Source organism: Mycobacterium intracellulare ATCC 13950 (genome assembly GCF_000277125.1).
Lineage (GTDB): Bacteria > Actinomycetota > Actinomycetes > Mycobacteriales > Mycobacteriaceae > Mycobacterium > Mycobacterium intracellulare.
Window position 1 is genome coordinate 1,818,614 of record NC_016946.1, and the last position, 17,498, is coordinate 1,836,111.

Below are 17,498 nucleotides of genomic sequence, written 5' to 3' on the forward strand. Positions count from 1 at the left end.
AGGCGGGAGCGTGATCGACGGTGACAAGGTTGGTTCGTCGAGTTGATGACCATGACTGAGTCCGTCGAGGCGATCAAACTGTCCGACGAGCTTGGGCCGGTCGACTACCTCATGCACCGGGGCGAAGCGAATCCCCGCACCCGCTCCGGGATCATGGCGCTGGAGCTGTTGGACACCACGCCGGACTGGCAGCAGTTCCGGGCCCGGTTCGAGAACGCCTCCCGGCGGGTGCTGCGGCTGCGGCAGAAGGTCGTCGTCCCGACGTTGCCGACGGCCGCGCCGCGCTGGGTGGTCGATCCCGATTTCAACCTGGATTTCCATGTGCGCCGGGTGCGCGTGTCCGAACCCGGGACCCTGCGTGACGTCTTCGACCTCGCCGAGGTCAACCTGCAATCACCGATGGACATCTCGCGGCCGCTGTGGACGGCCACCCTGGTCGAGGGCTTGGCGGACGGGAAGGCGGCGACCCTGTTGCATGTCAGCCACGCCGTCACCGACGGCGTCGGCGGGGTCCAGATGTTCGCCGAGATCTATGACCTCGAGCGCGACCCGCCCGCGAAGCCGACGCTGCCGCTGCCCATCCCGCAAGACCTGACGTCGAATGACCTGATGCGCCAAGGCATTAACCACCTCCCGCTCGCTGTGGTCGGCGGCGTCCTGGGCGCGCTGTCGGGGGCGGTGTCGGCGGCCGGGCGCGCGGTGCTGGAACCGGCGGCCACCGTCTCGGGAATCGTCGGATACGCCATGTCGGGCATGCGGGTCCTCAACCGGGCCGCCGAGCCGTCGCCGCTGCTGCGTCGGCGCAGCCTGACCACCCGCACCGAGGCGGTCGACATCCCGCTCTCCGACCTGCACAGGGCCGCCAAAGCCGGCGGCGGATCGATCAACGACGCCTACCTCGCCGGACTGTGTGGAGCCTTGCGCCGGTACCACGAGGCGTTCGGCGTGCCGATCAGCACGCTGCCGATGGCGGTGCCGGTCAACCTTCGGGCCGAAGCGGACAACGCTGGCGGCAACCGGTTCACCGGTGTCAACCTGGCCGCGCCGATCGGCACCGTCGACCCGGTCTCCCGCATGAAGAAGATCCGCGCGCAGATGACCCAGCGCCGCGACGAGCCCGCGATGAACATCATCGGTTCTTTTGCGCCGGTGCTCAGCGTCTTGCCCACCGCCGTGCTGGAGGGCCTCACCGGCTCGGTGATCGGTTCGGACGTGCAGGCCAGCAATCTGCCCGTCTTTCCGGGAGACACCTACCTCGCCGGCGCAAAAGTCTTGCGGCAGTATGGTATCGGCCCGCTGCCGGGCGTGGCGATGATGGTGGTGTTGATCTCGCGTGGCGGGTGGTGCACCATCACCGTGCGCTACGACAGGGCCTCGGTACGCAACGACGCGCTGTTCGCCCAGTGCCTGCTCGACGGTTTCGACGAAATCCTGGCGCTGGCCGGTGATCCGCCGCCGCGCGCGGTCCCCGCCTCGTTCACCGAGTCGGCCGTGTCGTCTCGATCGGCGTCGGGCTCATGAGCGCATCCAAAGAGCGGGCCGACGACACCCCGGAAAGCGGGGCGGACATGCGACTGCCCGGCTCGGTGGCCGAGATCATGGCCAGCCCCGCCGGCGCGAAAATCGGCGCGTTCTTCGACCTGGACGGCACCTTGGTCGCCGGGTTCACCGCGGTCATCCTGACCCAGGAGCGGCTGCTGCGCCGCGACATGGGCGTGGGGGAACTGCTCGGCATGGTCCAGGCCGGCCTGAGCCACACCCTGGGGCGCATCGAGTTCGAGGACCTCATCGGCAAGGCCGCCGCGGCGCTGGCGGGCCGGTTGATCGACGACTTGGACGAGATCGGCGAGCGGCTGTTCGTCCAGCGCATCGAGTCGCGGATCTACCCCGAGATGCGCGAGCTGGTGCGCGCCCACATGGCCCGCGGGCACACCGTGGTGCTCAGCTCGTCGGCGCTGACGATCCAGGTCAATCCGGTCGCGCGGTTCCTCGGCATCCCCAACACGCTCACCAACAAATTCGAGACCACCGAAGACGGCATACTCACCGGCGGTGTCCAGAAGCCGATCCTGTGGGGTCCGGGCAAAGCCGCTGCGGTGCAACGCTTTGCGGCCGAGCACGACATCGATCTCAAGGACAGCTACTTCTACGCCGACGGCGACGAGGACGTCGCGCTGATGTATCTGGTCGGCAATCCGCGGCCGACGAATCCCGAAGGCAAGATGGCGGCGGTGGCCAAGCGCCGCGGCTGGCCGATCCTGCGGTTCAGCAGCCGCGGTCCGGTGGGCCTGCGGCGCCAGGTGCGCACGCTTGCCGGGCTCGGCTCGATCGTCCCCGTCGGGGCCGGGGCGGTGGCGATGGGTGTGCTGACCGGAAGCCGGCGGCGCGGCGCCAATTTCTTCACCTCCGTGTTCTCCCAAACGGTGCTCGCGACCACCGGAGTGCATCTCAATGTCGTCGGGAAAGAGAACCTGACCGCGCAGCGTCCGGCCGTCTTTATCTACAACCACCGCAACCAGGTTGACCCCGTCATCGCCGGAGCGCTGGTCAACGACAACTGGGTCGCCGTGGCCAAGAAGGAGCTGCAGAAGAACCCGATCATGGCCCTGCTCGGTAAGGCCCTGGACGGGGTGTTCATCGACCGGGACGACTCGGCCTCCGCGCTCGAGACGATGCGCACGGTCGAGGAGAGGGCCAAGAACGGGCTTTCCATTTTGATGGCCCCGGAGGGCACCCGGCTCGACACCACCGAGGTCGGTCCGTTCAAGAAGGGGCCGTTCCGCCTCGCGATGGCCGCGGGCATTCCGATCGTCCCGATCGTGATCCGCAATGCCGAGCTCGTTGCCGCCAGGAACTCGGCCATCATCAACCCCGGCACGGTCGACGTCGCGGTCTTTCCTCCGATCTCGGTGCAGGACTGGACAGTTGACACACTCCCCGAGCGCATCGAAGAGGTGCGTCAGCTGTATCTGGACACGCTCGCCAACTGGCCCGTCGGCGAACTGCCCGAGGTCGACCTGTACGCCGAAAAGAAGGCGGCCGCCCAAGCCCGCAGCCGGGCCGCCAAGACCACCGCCAAGAAGGCCGGCGCCAAGAAGGCCGCCGCGAAAAAGGGCGCCGCGAAAAAGGGCGCCGCGAAAAAGGCCCCGGCCAAAGCGGCGAGCAAGTCCCCCGCGAAAAAGGCTGCGCCCAAGGCGAATCCGAACGCATCCGAGGTTGCTCTCAAGGACGGTGAGGTGCAACAGCCCGCCGCGGACGGAACCGTCGGCGCCGAATCACCGGAATCGCCGCCCCGAGGGCATCCATGACCGAACCGGCGGCAGATACCAGCGCCATCCTCGCCGAAACCGACTCGCTGGTATTGGCGTCGATGGCCTCGCCGATCGAAATGGAACTGGTCACGACGTGGCTGGATCAACGGCGTGCCGCCCACCCGGGCGCGAACTTCGACCTGGTCACGCTGCCCGCGCTCGACGCGCCGCCCGAAGCGATGACATCTTTGGCCGAGCAGCTCGAGTCGGGGGAGGACCGTTCGATCGTGCCGGTGCGGGTGTTTTGGCTACCCCCGCCGGATCGCGGGCGTCTCGCGAGGCTGACCGGCCTGCTGCCCGGCCGGGATCCCTACCACCCCAACCAACGCATGCAGGCCCAGATCCTGCGCGACGCACCCCAGCGGGCGCGGGTGGTGGCCGGGGAATCGGCCACGGTCTCCGAACTCCGCCGGCAGTGGCGTGACACCACCGTCGGGGACGACAAGAGCGACTTCGCCCAATTCGTGATCCGCCGCGCGATCTTGGCGATGGAACGCGTCGAGTACCGGATCCTCGGGCCGCAGTACAAGTCGCCACGCCTGGTGAAGCCGGAGATCTTGGCGTCCAACCGGTTTCGCGCCGGCCTGGCAAAGATCCCGGGCGCTACCGTCGACGAGGCCGGGAAGATGCTCGACGAACTCGCCACCGGGTGGAGCAGGGCGTCGGTCGACCTGGTCTCGGTGCTCGGCAGGATGATCAGCCGCGGGTTCGATCCCGAGATCGACTACGACGAGTACCAGGTCGCCGCGATGCGCACCGGCCTGGAAGCCCACCCGGCGGTGCTGTTGTTTTCCCATCGGTCCTATATCGACGGCGCCGTGGTGCCGGTGGCCATGCAGGAGAACCGGTTACCGCCGGTGCATGTCTTCGCCGGGATCAACCTGTCGTTCGGGGCGATGGGGCCACTGCTGCGGCGTTCCGGTGTCATCTTCATCCGCCGCAACATCGGCAACGACCAGTTGTACAAGTACGTGCTGCGCGAATACGTCGGCTACATCGTCGAAAAGCGGTTCAACCTGAGCTGGTCCATCGAGGGCACCCGCTCGCGGACCGGAAAGATGCTGCCGCCCAAGCTCGGTCTGCTGGCCTACGTCGCCGACGCGTACCTGGATGGGCGCAGCGAAGACATTCTGCTGCAACCGGTTTCGATCAGCTTCGACCAGCTGCACGAGACCGCCGAATACGCCGCCTACGCCCGAGGCGGGGAGAAGACCCCCGAGGGTGTCGGCTGGTTGTACAACTTCATCAGGGCGCAGGGCGAACGCAACTACGGCAAGATTTACGTCCGGTTCCCCGAAGCGGTGTCGATGCGCCAGTACCTCGGCGCCCCGCATGGCCCGCTCACGCAGGACCCGGACGCCAAACGGCTTGCCCTGCAGAAGATGTCGTTCGAGGTCGCCTGGCGGATCCTGCAGGCGACGCCGGTGACGGCGACGGGTCTGGTGTGCGCCCTGCTGTTGACCACGCGCGGCGCGGCGCTGACGCTGGGCCAGCTGCACCACACGCTGCAGGACTCGCTGGACTATCTGGAACGCAAACAGAATCCGATGTCCACCAGCGCATTGCGCCTGCGCTCGCACGACGGTGTCCGGGCGGCGGTCGACGCCCTGTCCAACGGGCACCCAATCACCCGGGTCGACGGCGGCCGGGAGCCGGTGTGGCACATCGCGCCCGAACACCAGCACGCCGCCGCGTTCTACCGCAACTCGGTGATCCACGCCTTCCTGGAGACCTCGATCGTGGAGCTCGCGCTGGCCCACGCCAGGCACGCCGAGGGCGACCGCATGGCGGCGTTCTGGGCCCAGGCGACGCGGCTGCGCGATCTGCTGAAGTTCGACTTCTATTTCGCGGACTCGGCGACCTTCCGGGACCACATCGCCGAAGAGATGGCGTGGCACGACAACTGGCAAGCCCACGTCGCCGCCGGCGGCGAGGAGATCGACGCCCTGCTGTTCGCCAAGCGTCCGCTGATGGCCGACGCGATGCTGCGGGTGTTCTTCGAGGCCTACGAGATCGTCGCCGACGTGCTCCGCGACGCCTCGGCCGACATCGGCCACCAGGAACTGACCGACTTGGCGCTGGGCGTCGGCCGGCAATATGTGGCCCAGACCCGGGTCCGCAGCAGCGAATCGGTTTCGACGCTGTTGTTCGCCACCGCGCGCCAGGTTGTCGAGGATCAGGACCTGATCGGCCCCGCCCCGGACCTGGCCGAACGGCGAGCCGCCTTCCTGCGCGAATTGCGCGACATTCTCCGGGACTCCAACTACGTCGGACGCATTGCCCGGGATCAGTTCGTGGCCCGCGAGCTCAAGGCGCGTCAGGACCGGCTGGGCAGCCGACCCGGGTAGCCGGCAGCCGCGCCCATACCCTGGGTGTATGACCGTCGCTCCGCCGGCCGGCACGGCCACGACCGCGGCCTCGTCCCAGCGCCGCGCGCTGGTGTGGCCGGCGCTGGCCGGCGTCGCGGCCCTGGCGGGCTGCACGGCCGCCGGGATCGGGACGCTCTCGCTGGCAAGCGCGCTGACCGCGACGGGCCTGCCCGACCCGGGCCCGGTGACCACGCTGGGGTTGCCGTTCGTTCGTGCGGCGGGGGAGATCGCCGCGGTCCTCGCGGTCGGGTCGTTCCTGTTCGCCGCCTTCCTGGTGCCGCCGCAACGCAGCGGCGTCCTCGACGCCGACGGCTACCGCGCGCTGCGGTTGGGGACGGTGGCGTCGGGGGTGTGGGCGGTGTGTGCGGCCCTACTGGTCCCACTGACCATCTCCGACGTGTCCGGTCGCGCGGTCGTCGACATCGGCCCGGCGCGCATCTGGTCGTTGGCGGGTCTGATCGCCACCGCCTCGGCCTGGCGCTGGACCGCGATCCTGGCCGCCGTGATCACGGTGGCGAGCCTGTCGGTGCTGCGCTGGTCGTGGACGCCGGTGTTGCTCGCCGCGTCGGTGCTGACGCTGATCCCGCTCGGCCTGACCGGTCATTCGTCGGCCGGCGGCTCGCACGACCTGGCCACCAACGGCCTGCTGATCCACCTGGTCGCCGCCAGCCTGTGGGCCGGTGGCCTGCTCGCCTTGCTCGCCCACGCCCTGCGTGGCGGCGCCCACACCGGCCTGGCGGCGCGGCGCTTCTCGTCGATCGCGCTGTGGTGTTGGGTGGCGATGGCGTTGAGCGGACTGGTCAACGCCCTGGTGCGGGTCCAGCCCGGCGATTTGCTCACCACCGGTTATGGGCGCCTGGTGGTCGCCAAGTTCGTCGCGCTATGCCTGTTGGGTGGCGTCGGCTGGCGCCAGCGGCGCGTGAGTGTGGCTGCGCTGCAGGCGGATCCGAGCCCGTCGCGGGCGCGCGCCGCGCTGGCCAGGCTGGCGCTGATCGAGGCCGCGCTCTTCGGCCTCACGTTCGGCATCGCCGTCGGGCTGAGCCGCACCGCGCCGCCGCCCCCGCTGCCGTCGGTCCCCGAAGCCGAGATCGGTTACGACTTCGACGGGCCACCGACCGTGGCACGCATTCTCTTCGACTGGCGCTTCGATCTGATCTTCGGCACCGCGGCCATCGTCCTCGCCGCGCTCTATGTGGCAGGCCTGGTGCGGCTGCGCCGGCGCGGCGACAGGTGGCCGCCGGGCCGGACCGTGTCCTGGCTGCTCGGCTGCCTGGCGTTGCTGTTCGTGACGTCCTCGGGAATCGGGCGCTACATGCCGGCGATGTTCAGCATGCACATGGTGGTCCACATGTGCCTGTCGATGCTGGTGCCGATCCTGTTGGCGCTGGGCGCTCCGGTCACCCTGGCGTTGCGGGCGCTGCCCGCGGCGGGGCGCGACGATCCGCCGGGCATGCGGGAGTGGCTGCTGGCCGGGCTGCACAGTCGCTTCTCGCGATTCCTCACCAACCCCGTGGTGGCCACGGTGCTGTTCGTCGCCGGGTTCTACGGGCTGTACCTGTCCAACCTCTTCGACATCACCGCGAGCAGTCACGCCGGGCACCTGGCGATGAACCTGCACTTCCTGCTGAGCGGCTACCTGTTCTATTGGGTGGTGATCGGGGTGGACCCGACACCGCGACCGATCCCGCCGCTGGCCAAGGTGGCGGTGGTGTTCGCGTCGCTACCGCTGCACGCGTTCTTCGGGGTGGTGTTGATGGGCACCAAGAAGGTGCTCGGCGCCGACTACTACCGCTCGCTGGGTCTGAGCTGGCACACCGACCTGCTGGGTGACCAGCGGCTGGGCGGCGGCATCGCCTGGTCGGCGGGGGAATTTCCGCTGGTGATCGTGATGCTGGCGCTGCTGGTGCAGTGGGCGCGCAGCGACCGTCGCACCGCCAAACGATTGGACCGGGCCGCCGACCGCGACGATGACGCCGAGCTGGCGGCCTACAACGCGATGCTGAGCCGGCTGGCGCAGCGCGAGGGGTCGGGACCGGCGCGCGAGGAGTCCGCCACCGACTAGGTGTGGTGATACCGGACCTGGAGGGTCTGCAGGTCATCGCCGACGACCCGATAGACGAGCCGGTGTTCGTGGGTAATTCGCCGAGACCAGGCGCCGACGAGCCCGTATTTCAGCGGCTCAGGCTTGCCGATGCCCGCCTGCGGCGACCGGCAAGCCTCCGCGATGAGCCTGTTGATCCGCTTGGGCACGGCCCGGTCGGCCGTCTGCCAGTGCAGGTAGTCGTCCCACGCCTTCCAATCATCGGCGGATATCAGCATCGATCCACAGTCACGGTTTCGTCCACAGGGCGGGTGGCCGGCGCCCGTTGTCCCGTCGAGCCGTCGGTGCCGCCGCGCTTACTGGCAGCCATAGCCACAAAAGCAATCGAAAGGGATCAACCCATGTTTGAAACACCGCTCACCGTCGTCGGCCACATCGTCAACAACCCGGAGCGACGGCAGGTCGGCACCCAGGAGGTCATGAAGTTCCGCGTGGCCAGCAATTCGCGCCGGCGCACCGCCGAGGGCGGCTGGGAGCCCGGCAACTCGCTGTTCATCAACGTCAATTGCTGGGGCAGGTTGGTCACCGGGGTGGGGGCCGCGCTGGGCAAGGGCGCACCGGTGATCGTGGTGGGCCACGTCTACACCAGCGAGTACGAGGACCGCGACGGCAACCGCCGCTCGTCACTGGAGATGCGGGCGACCTCCGTCGGGCCGGACGTGTCGCGCGCGATCGTCCGGATCGAGAAGCCCGGATACACCGGTCCGACCACCGCGGATGCCACCGCGGCGAGCGGACCGGCGGACGCCGACGGCGACACCACCGAGGCCGACGACGGCGCGGGCGGTGACGGACTGCCTCTCTCGGCTTAGCCGTCGCCCGGCGGTGCCTAGGATGGTCCGCGGGGATCCCCCCGATACCCGCAAGACCAGAAAGGCACAACTGCGGCATGGCTGAGTTCATCTACACGATGAAGAAGGTCCGCAAGGCGCACGGCGACAAGGTGATCCTGGACGACGTCACGTTGAGCTTCTATCCAGGCGCCAAGATCGGCGTCGTTGGGCCCAACGGCGCCGGCAAGTCGAGCGTCTTGCGGATCATGGCGGGCCTGGACAAGCCGAACAACGGTGACGCCTTCCTGGCCAACGACGCGACCGTCGGCATCCTGCTGCAGGAGCCGCCGCTGAACGAGGAGAAGACCGTTCGCGGCAACGTCGAAGAGGGCCTGGGCGAGATCAAGGTCAAGCTCGACCGCTTCAACGAGGTCGCCGAGCTGATGGCCACCGACTACTCCGACGAGCTGATGGAGGAGATGGGCCGGCTGCAGGAGGAGCTCGACCATGCCGACGCGTGGGACCTCGACTCGCAGCTCGAGCAGGCCATGGACGCGCTGCGCTGCCCGCCGCCCGACGAGCCGGTGACCAACCTGTCCGGTGGTGAGCGCCGCCGCGTCGCGCTGTGCAAGCTGCTGCTGTCCAAGCCCGACCTGCTGCTCCTCGACGAGCCCACCAACCACCTCGACGCCGAGAGCGTGCAGTGGCTCGAACAGCACCTCGCCTCATATGCGGGCGCGATCCTGGCGGTCACCCACGACCGGTACTTCCTGGACAACGTCGCCGAATGGATCCTGGAACTCGACCGCGGCCGCGCCTACCCGTACGAGGGCAACTACTCCACGTACCTGGAGAAGAAGGCCGAACGGCTCGCGGTGCAGGGGCGCAAGGACGCCAAGCTGCAGAAGCGGTTGACCGAGGAGCTGGCGTGGGTGCGCTCCGGGGCCAAGGCGCGCCAGGCCAAGAGCAAGGCACGGCTGCAGCGCTACGAGGAGATGGCCGCCGAGGCCGAGAAGACGCGCAAGCTCGACTTCGAGGAGATCCAGATCCCGGTCGGTCCGCGGCTGGGCAACGTGGTGGTCGAGGTCGAGCACCTCGACAAGGGCTACGGCGGGCGCACCCTCATCAAGGACCTGTCGTTCACCCTGCCGCGCAACGGCATCGTCGGGGTCATCGGCCCCAACGGCGTCGGAAAGACCACGCTGTTCAAAACCATCGTCGGTCTCGAGGAGCCGGACAGCGGCACGGTCAAGGTCGGCGAGACGGTCAAGCTGAGCTACGTCGACCAGACCCGCGCGGGCATCGATCCGAAGAAGAACGTCTGGGAGGTCGTCTCCGACGGGCTGGACCACATCGTCGTCGGCCAGACCGAGGTGCCGTCGCGGGCCTACGTGTCGGCGTTCGGGTTCAAGGGCCCAGACCAGCAGAAGCCGGCCGGCGTTCTCTCGGGCGGCGAGCGCAACCGGCTCAACCTCGCGCTGACGCTCAAGCAGGGCGGAAACCTCATCCTGCTCGACGAGCCCACCAACGACCTCGACGTCGAAACCCTGAGCTCGCTGGAGAACGCCCTCGAGCAGTTCCCCGGCTGCGCGGTGGTGATTTCGCACGACCGGTGGTTCCTGGACCGCACCTGCACCCACATCCTGGCGTGGGAGGGTGACGACGACAACGAGGCCAAGTGGTTCTGGTTCGAGGGCAACTTCGGGGCATACGAGGAAAACAAGATCGAACGGCTGGGCGCCGAGGCGGCGCGGCCGCACAGAGTGACCCACCGCAAGCTGACGCGCGACTAGTGTCGGCTCTGCCCCCCGCCGCGCGGGAACGGGGCGTTTGAGCGCAGTGACAACCGTCGCCAGTTGGGAGCAGTCGGCATGACGATCGATCCCGGAGCCAAACAGGACCTCGAGCCATGGACGACGTTCACCCAGCAGCAGGACATTCCCCAGTGGATCTCCAAAGCCTATGTGGAGAGCTATCGCGGTCCGCATAGCGACCAGTCCGGCGGCGCGGAGACCAGGCCCATCGACCTGACGGTCCCGGCGGCGATCGTCACCCCGGCCATGCTGAGCGCGCACTACCGGCTCGGCCAGCACCGCCCCGACGGCGAAAGCCGCGTCGCCGTCTACCCCGCGGAGGACCCCGCCGGGTTCGGGCCGGCGCTGCAGGTCGTCACCGACCACGGCGGCATGCTGATGGATTCGGTCACCGTGCTGCTGCATCGGCTCGGCGTTCCCTATACGGCGATCATGACGCCGGTGTTCGACGTGCACCGCAATCCCGCCGGCGATCTGCTCAGCGTCGAAGCGAAGCCCGAGGGGGCATCGCAATACGCCGGCGAGGCGTGGATCCACGTGCAGCTCCTGCCTTCCGTCGACAGCAAGGGGCTCACCGAGGTCGAGCGGCTGCTGCCCCGGGTTCTCGCCGACGTGCAACAGGTCGCCAGCGACGCGTCGGGCCTGATCGCCGCGCTGAATGACCTCGCCGCCCAGGTCGAAGCCAACGCGCAGGACCGCTTCTCGGCGCCGGACCGCGACGACGTCGCGGCCCTGCTGCGCTGGCTGGGCAACGGGAATTTCCTGCTGCTCGGCTATCAACGCTGCCACGTGCACGACGGCCGCGTCTCGGGTGACGGGACGCCCGGGCTCGGCGTGCTGCGCACCCGCACCGGCTCGCGCCCCCGGCTGACCGACGACGACCGGCTGCTGGTCCTGGCGCAATCCGTGGTGGGCAGCTACCTGCGCTACGGCGCCTACCCGTACGCCATCGCCGTTCGCGAATACGCCGACGGCGGCGTGCTCGAGCACCGCTTCGTCGGGCTGTTCACGGTTGCCGCCATGAACGCCGACGTCCTGGAGATCCCCACGATCTCGCGCCGGGTCCGCGAGGCGCTGGCGATGGCCGACAGCGACCCGATCCACCCCGGCCAGCTTTTGCTCGACGTCATCCAAACCGTTCCGCGCTCGGAACTGTTCACGCTCAGCGCCGAACGGTTGTTGGCGATGGCCAAAGCGGTGGTGGATCTGGGTCCGCAGCGAAATGCGTTGTTGTTCCTGCGCGCCGACAGCCTCCAGTACTTCGTTTCCTGCCTGGTGTATCTGCCCCGCGACCGCTACACCACGGCGGTGCGGCTGCAGATCGAAGACATCCTGGTACACGAATTCGGCGGCACCCGCCTGGAATTCACCGCGCGGGTCAGCGAATCACCGTGGGCGCTCATGCATTTCATGGTGCGCCTGCCTTCCGATGACCCCGGCGCCACGCCGGTCGACGTCTCCGAGGACAACCGGATCCGCATCCAGGGCATGCTGAGCGAAGCGGCGCGCACCTGGACCGACCGGCTGATCGCCGCCGCCGCCGAAGGCTCCGTCGGGCACGCCGACGCGGAGTACTACGCGGACGCCTTTCCCGAGGTCTACAAGCAGGCCGTCACACCGGCCGATGCCATCGATCACATCGCGATCATCAAAGAGCTGCACGACAATTCGGTCAAGCTGGTGTTCCTCGAAGGCGAGGACGGATCCGCCCAGCTGACCTGGTTCCTGGGCGGGCGCACCGCCTCGCTGAGCCAGCTGCTGCCGATGCTACAGAGCATGGGCGTGGTGGTGCTCGAGGAGCGGCCGTTCACGGTCACCCGCTCCGACGGGCTGCCGGTGTGGATCTATCAGTTCAAGATATCCCCGCACCCGACCATCGAGTCGGCGTCGACGCAAGCCGAGCGCGACGAGATGGCCGAGCGATTCGCCGACGCCGTCACCGCGATCTGGCAGGGACGCCTCGAGATCGACCGCTTCAACGAGCTGGTGATGCGCGCGGGGCTGCGCTGGCAACAGGTCGTGCTCTTGCGCGCCTACGCAAAGTACTTGCGGCAGGCTAGCTTTCCCTACAGCCAGTCCTACATCGAATCGGTGCTCAACGAGCACCCGTCGACCGCGCGGTCCCTGGTCGCGCTGTTCGAGGCGCTGTTCGACCCGAACCCGAGTTCCTCGACCGGCCGTGACGCGCAGGCGGCCGCCGCCGCGGTCGCCGCCGACATCGACGCCCTGGTGGGTCTGGACACCGACCGCATCCTGCGCGCCTTCGCGTCGCTGGTGCAGGCGACGCTGCGCACCAATTACTTTGTGACACGCAAGGGTTCGGCCCGGGCCCGCAACGTGCTGGCGATCAAACTGGACGCTCAGCTGGTCGACGAGCTGCCGTTGCCGCGCCCCAAGTACGAGATCTTCGTCTATTCGCCGCGGGTCGAAGGCGTGCACCTGCGGTTCGGCCCGGTGGCCCGCGGCGGCCTGCGCTGGTCGGACCGTCGCGATGACTTCCGCACCGAAATCCTGGGTCTGGTCAAAGCGCAAGCGGTCAAGAACGCGGTCATCGTGCCCGTCGGGGCCAAGGGCGGATTCGTCGTCAAGCGGCCACCGTTGCCCACCGGCGACGCCGCGGCCGACCGGGACGCCACCCGCGCCGAGGGCGTCGCCTGCTATCAGCTGTTCATCTCCGGCCTGCTCGACGTCACCGACAACGTCGACCACGCGACCGGAAAGGTCAACCCGTTAACGGAAGTCATCCGTCGCGACGGTGACGACGCCTACCTGGTGGTGGCGGCGGACAAAGGCACCGCCACGTTCTCCGACATCGCCAACGACGTCGCCAAGTCCTACGGCTTCTGGCTGGGCGACGCGTTCGCGTCCGGCGGCTCGGTCGGCTACGACCACAAGGCCATGGGCATCACCGCCAAGGGCGCGTGGGAGGCCGTCAAGCGACACTTCCGGGAGATGGACGTCGACACCCAGACCGAGGACTTCACCGTGGTCGGCATCGGCGACATGAGCGGTGACGTCTTCGGCAACGGCATGCTGCTGAGCAAGCACATCCGCCTACTCGCCGCCTTCGACCACCGGCACATCTTCCTCGACCCCGACCCCGACGCCGCGGCCTCGTGGGAGGAACGCCGGCGGATGTTCGAGCTGCCGCGCTCCAGCTGGGACGACTACGACACGTCGCTGATCAGCGAGGGCGGCGGGGTGTACAGCCGGGAGCACAAGTCCATTCCGGTCAGCCCCCAGGTCCGCGACGTGTTGGGCATCGGCGGTGACGTCACCGAGATGACCCCGCCCAACCTGATCAAGGCCATCCTGCAGGCGCCGGTGGACCTGTTGTTCAACGGGGGGATCGGCACCTACATCAAGGCCGAGTCCGAATCCGACTCCGACGTCGGTGACCGCGCCAACGATCCGGTGCGGGTCAACGGTTCTCAGGTTCGCGCCAAGGTGGTCGGCGAGGGCGGCAACCTCGGGGTGACCGCCTTGGGCCGCGTCGAGTTCGACCTGGCCGGCGGCCGGATCAACACCGACGCGATGGACAACTCGGCCGGCGTGGACTGCTCCGACCACGAGGTCAACATCAAGATTCTGATCGACTCCCTGGTCACCGCCGGCAAGGTCAAGCCGGAGGAACGCAAGCCGCTGCTGGAGTCGATGACCGACGAGGTCGCCCAACTGGTGCTCACCGACAACGAGGACCAGAACGACCTGATCGGCACCAGCCGCGCGAACGCGGCCAGCCTGCTTCCGGTGCACGCCAGGCTGATCCAGTACCTGGTCGACGAGCGCGGCATCAACCGGGAACTCGAAGCGCTGCCGTCGGAAAAGGAGATTCAGCGGCGGTCCGAGGCCGGCATCGGGCTCACCTCACCGGAGATGTGCACCCTGATGGCGCACGTGAAGCTGGGGCTCAAAGAGGAGATGCTCGAAACCGAACTGACCGAACAGGACGTGTTCGCGTCCCGGTTGCCCCTGTACTTTCCGAAACCGTTGCGGGAACGGTTCACCGGCGAGATCCGCACCCACCAGCTGCGCCGCGAGATCGTCACCACCATGCTGATCAACGACCTCGTGGACGCCGCCGGCATCAGCTACGCCTTCCGGATCACCGAAGACGTCGGGGTCGGGTCGGTCGACGCGGTGCGCACCTACGTCGCCACCGACGCCATCTTCGGCGTGAGCGAGATCTGGCGCCGCATCCGCGCGGAGAATCTGCCGGTCGCCCTGTCGGATCGGCTCACCCTGGACACCCGACGCCTGATCGACCGCGCCGGACGCTGGCTGCTCAACTACCGCCCACAGCCATTGGCGGTCGGCGCCGAGATCAACCGGTTCGCCGCCAAAGTGAAGGCGCTGACGCCGCGGATGTCGGAATGGCTGCGCGGTGACGACAAGGCGATCGTGGAAAAGGAAGCCGCGGAATTCGCCTCCCAGGGCGCGCCCAAAGACCTGGCCTACACGGTGGCCGCCGGGCTCTACCACTTCAGCCTGCTCGACATCATCGACATCGGCGACATCAACGACATCGACGCCGCCGAGGTGGCCGACACCTATTTCGCCCTGATGGACCGGCTCGGCACCGACGGCCTGCTGACGGCGGTCTCCGAGCTGCCCCGCAGGGACCGCTGGCACTCGTTGGCGCGCTTGGCAATCCGTGACGACATCTACGCCTCGCTGCGGTCGCTGTGCTTCGATGTGCTCGCCGTGGGGGAGCCCGACGAAAGCGGTGAAGAGAAGATCGCCGAGTGGGAGCACCTGTCCGCGTCCAGGGTCGAGCGGGCCCGACGGACGCTCCTTGAGATCCAGGAAAACGGGGACAAGGATCTCGCGACGCTGTCCGTCGCCGCGCGACAAATCCGTCGCATGACCCGCACGAGCGGAAGAGGTTCATCGAGTTGAGCATCGGCTTCGTCGCGCCCGTGCTGGTGCGCTGGTCGGACATCGACATGTACCAGCACATCAACCACGCCACCATGGTCACCATCCTCGAAGAGGCGCGGGTGCAGTTCCTGCGCGAGGCGTTCGAGGTCGACATCTTGACGATCGGGTTGCTCATCGCCGAGGTCAAGGTCACCTACAAGGGTCAGCTTCGGCTGGCCGATTCTCCGCTGCAGGTGACGATGTGGACCAAGCGGTTGCGGGCGGTCGACTTCACGCTGGGCTACGAAGTGCGTTCGGTCAACGCGGATCCGGACTCGAAGCCCGCCGTCATCGCCGAGTCGCAACTGGCCGCCGTCCACATCGAGGAGGAGCGGCTGGTGCGGCTCTCGCCGCAGCATCGGGAGTATCTGCAGCGGTGGATCAGGTAGCCGACCGCGGCCTGTGGTTGGGCGCGCAATTTCGGGCCGAGCACCGCCGGGATCTCGCCGCGTTCCTCGAGCGCGCGCTGCGACTCGACGATGCGGCGATCATTCGCTTGCGGACCCGATCCGAAGGGCTCCTGACCGCGTGGGTCGCAACGGGTTTCGACGTGCTGGCCAGCAGGGTGGTGCCGGGCGAGGTCCGGCCCTCGGACCTGTCGGTGGGTGCGGACGCGCTGGCGCGCGGCCTGGCCGCGATGGACGACTCGGGCTACGTCGATCCCGGATTCGCGATGGACTCGGCGTGGCGGGGCGCCCTGCCCCCGGAATCCGGATTCACCCACATCGAGGATATCCCGGCCAGGGTGGTGCTCGGTCTGGCCCAAAGCGGCGCGCGACTTGCCAAGGAGCACAGCAGCTCTCACGGCCCGCCGGTGTCGCTGCTCGACCAGGAGGTCATCCAGGTGAGTGCCGCCGACGTCCACGTGGGGCTGCCGATGCGCTGCGTGTTCGCGCTGACCGCGATGGGTTTCCTGCCGCAGTCACCCGATGCCGTCGACGCCCAGGAATTGATCCGGGTCCGCATCACGCCGACGTGGCTGCGCCTGGACGCCCGGTTCGGTTCGGTGTATCGCCGCCGCGGCGACCCGGCGCTGCTGCTGGGCTGACGCCCCGGTTTGGCGAACGAAATCAGGCTGAGTTTAAACGCGGCGTCGGCGGTCCAGCGGCGCGGAGATCAGGGGCCGTAACTCAGCCACAGCGGCAGCACGGCATCCAGGTAGTCCATGAATTTCTTGAGCCCCACCCGGAATTGCCCGTACCCGTAGCGGTCCTGCGCGTACTGCGGAAACGCGATCCCCACCCCGAACAGGCCGGGAGCAAGGATTCCGTTGGTGCGGTTGTAGTCCAGTTGCCCAAACTGCGGTGTCTCGGGCAATCGCCGGCGTTCGAAGCCGACGGTGTAGACCACCCGGTCACACCGGGCCAGCTGCCCGGAGAACTCCGGCGCCGATACCAGGCATCGCTCCAATCGGTCCGGCAGCACCCCGTCGATGTTTTCCCGCGCCCACACCGCCGCCTGGCCCTTCAGCCCGGTGTCATCGAACAGGATCCAATCCTCAAAGTACACAGCATATTTCAGTGGGCTTCGGTAAAAGTTGATCACCCGCTCGACGGGATGGCGCAGCAGATTCGGCAGCACGATCATGGACGAGTGCGACGAGCCGAACACGCCGACCGTCGCACCCCGCAGCGGCTCACGCGCGAGCTTCTCGGGATCGAGGGCGACCTCCACCGGAATCGCGTCGAGCTCCGGGTAATGAAGCTTCTTGGCGACCGCCCCGACGGCCAGGATCACGTTGCTGGCCACGATGTCGTCCCGTTCGGTCTCGATGCGCCATCGCCGGTTTTCCAGGTACAGCGCGGTCGCGGTCGTCGTGAAGGTGGCGACCTGCTCACGAAGCTGCCCCGTGATCCACACCAGCGGCTCGGCGACCAGGCCCAGCGCGCACGTCTCCTGGGGGTCGATCTCGCGCAGCGGCAGGGGCGGCGCTTCGTCGAACCGAAATGACTTGGAGCCGTTGAAGTATTCGAGGAACAGACCCACGTGCGTGTTGCTCGACACCGACCGCCACTTTTGCCCGATGTCGCCGCCGGCGAAGGCGGGATCGATCCACGCGATCCTTTCGGCCGCGACGCCGTGATCCAGCAGCCTCCCCACCGCGGCGACGCCCGCCGGCCCGGCCCCGATCACTGCCCACGCGTAGGAAGTCATGCACCACATATAGAGCAGTGCGCGGCGAAACGCCCACCGGGACTCGGGCCGTCAGG

General features: G+C 68.1%; 11 protein-coding genes. 9 read left to right on the forward strand and 2 right to left on the reverse strand.

What is annotated here, in order from left to right; genetic code table 11:
- The first annotated feature begins 51 nt into the window (after positions 1-51).
- From OCU_RS33660 to OCU_RS33675, 4 genes are read left to right on the forward strand one after another with little or no spacing between them, the layout of a single operon-like run.
- Entirely contained in the window at positions 52-1,521 is a 1,470-nt protein-coding gene (locus tag OCU_RS33660) for a WS/DGAT/MGAT family O-acyltransferase (RefSeq protein ID WP_085977631.1), read from the forward strand.
- Complete coding sequence (locus tag OCU_RS33665) at positions 1,518-3,308, forward strand: HAD-IB family hydrolase/lysophospholipid acyltransferase family protein (protein ID WP_014379662.1); 1,791 nt, start codon at positions 1,518-1,520, stop codon at positions 3,306-3,308. Before OCU_RS33660 ends, OCU_RS33665 begins: the two co-directional genes overlap by 4 nt.
- Positions 3,305-5,659 carry a glycerol-3-phosphate 1-O-acyltransferase gene (locus OCU_RS33670; protein WP_014379663.1) on the forward strand — a complete coding sequence of 785 codons (2,355 nt, stop codon included), beginning with the start codon at positions 3,305-3,307 and terminating at the stop codon, positions 5,657-5,659. The genes OCU_RS33665 and OCU_RS33670 overlap by 4 nt, the downstream gene beginning before the upstream one ends.
- 28 nt (positions 5,660-5,687) lie before the next feature.
- Positions 5,688-7,742 (forward strand): cytochrome c oxidase assembly protein, encoded by a 2,055-nt coding sequence (locus tag OCU_RS33675; protein WP_014379664.1) that lies wholly within the window; start codon positions 5,688-5,690, stop codon positions 7,740-7,742.
- Here the strand turns inward: OCU_RS33675 and OCU_RS33680 are convergent.
- Complete coding sequence (locus tag OCU_RS33680; protein ID WP_009955484.1) at positions 7,739-7,999, reverse strand: Txe/YoeB family addiction module toxin; 261 nt, start codon at positions 7,997-7,999, stop codon at positions 7,739-7,741. The two genes, OCU_RS33675 and OCU_RS33680, sit on opposite strands and share 4 nt — an antisense overlap.
- 123 nt (positions 8,000-8,122) lie before the next feature.
- Between OCU_RS33680 and OCU_RS33685 the strand changes: the two genes are divergently transcribed.
- From OCU_RS33685 to OCU_RS33705, 5 genes are all read left to right on the forward strand, one after another.
- Positions 8,123-8,593, forward strand: a complete 471-nt coding sequence (locus tag OCU_RS33685; RefSeq protein WP_009955482.1) for a single-stranded DNA-binding protein — start codon at positions 8,123-8,125, stop codon at positions 8,591-8,593.
- Between the two features lie 77 nt (positions 8,594-8,670).
- Positions 8,671-10,347 (forward strand): energy-dependent translational throttle protein EttA, encoded by a 1,677-nt coding sequence (gene ettA, locus OCU_RS33690; RefSeq protein ID WP_009955480.1) that lies wholly within the window; start codon positions 8,671-8,673, stop codon positions 10,345-10,347.
- A 78-nt stretch (positions 10,348-10,425) separates the two neighbouring features.
- Complete coding sequence (locus OCU_RS33695) at positions 10,426-15,267, forward strand: NAD-glutamate dehydrogenase (RefSeq protein WP_014379665.1); 4,842 nt, start codon at positions 10,426-10,428, stop codon at positions 15,265-15,267.
- On the forward strand, positions 15,264-15,677 hold the full coding sequence (locus tag OCU_RS33700) for an acyl-CoA thioesterase (RefSeq protein ID WP_008255151.1): 414 nt from the start codon (positions 15,264-15,266) through the stop codon (positions 15,675-15,677). The genes OCU_RS33695 and OCU_RS33700 overlap by 4 nt, the downstream gene beginning before the upstream one ends.
- Positions 15,665-16,336, forward strand: a complete 672-nt coding sequence (locus OCU_RS33705) for a hypothetical protein (protein WP_009955475.1) — start codon at positions 15,665-15,667, stop codon at positions 16,334-16,336. Before OCU_RS33700 ends, OCU_RS33705 begins: the two co-directional genes overlap by 13 nt.
- 68 nt (positions 16,337-16,404) lie before the next feature.
- Here OCU_RS33705 and OCU_RS33710 read toward each other — a convergent pair whose 3' ends face one another.
- The gene (locus tag OCU_RS33710; RefSeq protein ID WP_014379666.1) at positions 16,405-17,421 is read right to left on the reverse strand and encodes a pyridine nucleotide-disulfide oxidoreductase; all 1,017 of its coding nucleotides are present in this window, start codon (positions 17,419-17,421) and stop codon (positions 16,405-16,407) included.
- Positions 17,422-17,498 lie beyond the last annotated feature (77 nt).

Bases quoted from the DNA above. Each gene is read 5' to 3' on its own strand.
- OCU_RS33680 (WP_009955484.1), bottom strand. From the start codon at position 7,999: ATGCTGATATCCGCCGATGATTGGAAGGCGTGGGACGACTACCTGCAC.
- OCU_RS33660 (WP_085977631.1), top strand. From the start codon at position 52: ATGACTGAGTCCGTCGAGGCGATCAAACTGTCCGACGAGCTTGGGCCG.
- ettA (WP_009955480.1), top strand. From the start codon at position 8,671: ATGGCTGAGTTCATCTACACGATGAAGAAGGTCCGCAAGGCGCACGGC.
- OCU_RS33685 (WP_009955482.1), top strand. From the start codon at position 8,123: ATGTTTGAAACACCGCTCACCGTCGTCGGCCACATCGTCAACAACCCG.
- OCU_RS33670 (WP_014379663.1), top strand. From the start codon at position 3,305: ATGACCGAACCGGCGGCAGATACCAGCGCCATCCTCGCCGAAACCGAC.
- OCU_RS33675 (WP_014379664.1), top strand. From the start codon at position 5,688: ATGACCGTCGCTCCGCCGGCCGGCACGGCCACGACCGCGGCCTCGTCC.
- OCU_RS33695 (WP_014379665.1), top strand. From the start codon at position 10,426: ATGACGATCGATCCCGGAGCCAAACAGGACCTCGAGCCATGGACGACG.
- OCU_RS33665 (WP_014379662.1), top strand. From the start codon at position 1,518: ATGAGCGCATCCAAAGAGCGGGCCGACGACACCCCGGAAAGCGGGGCG.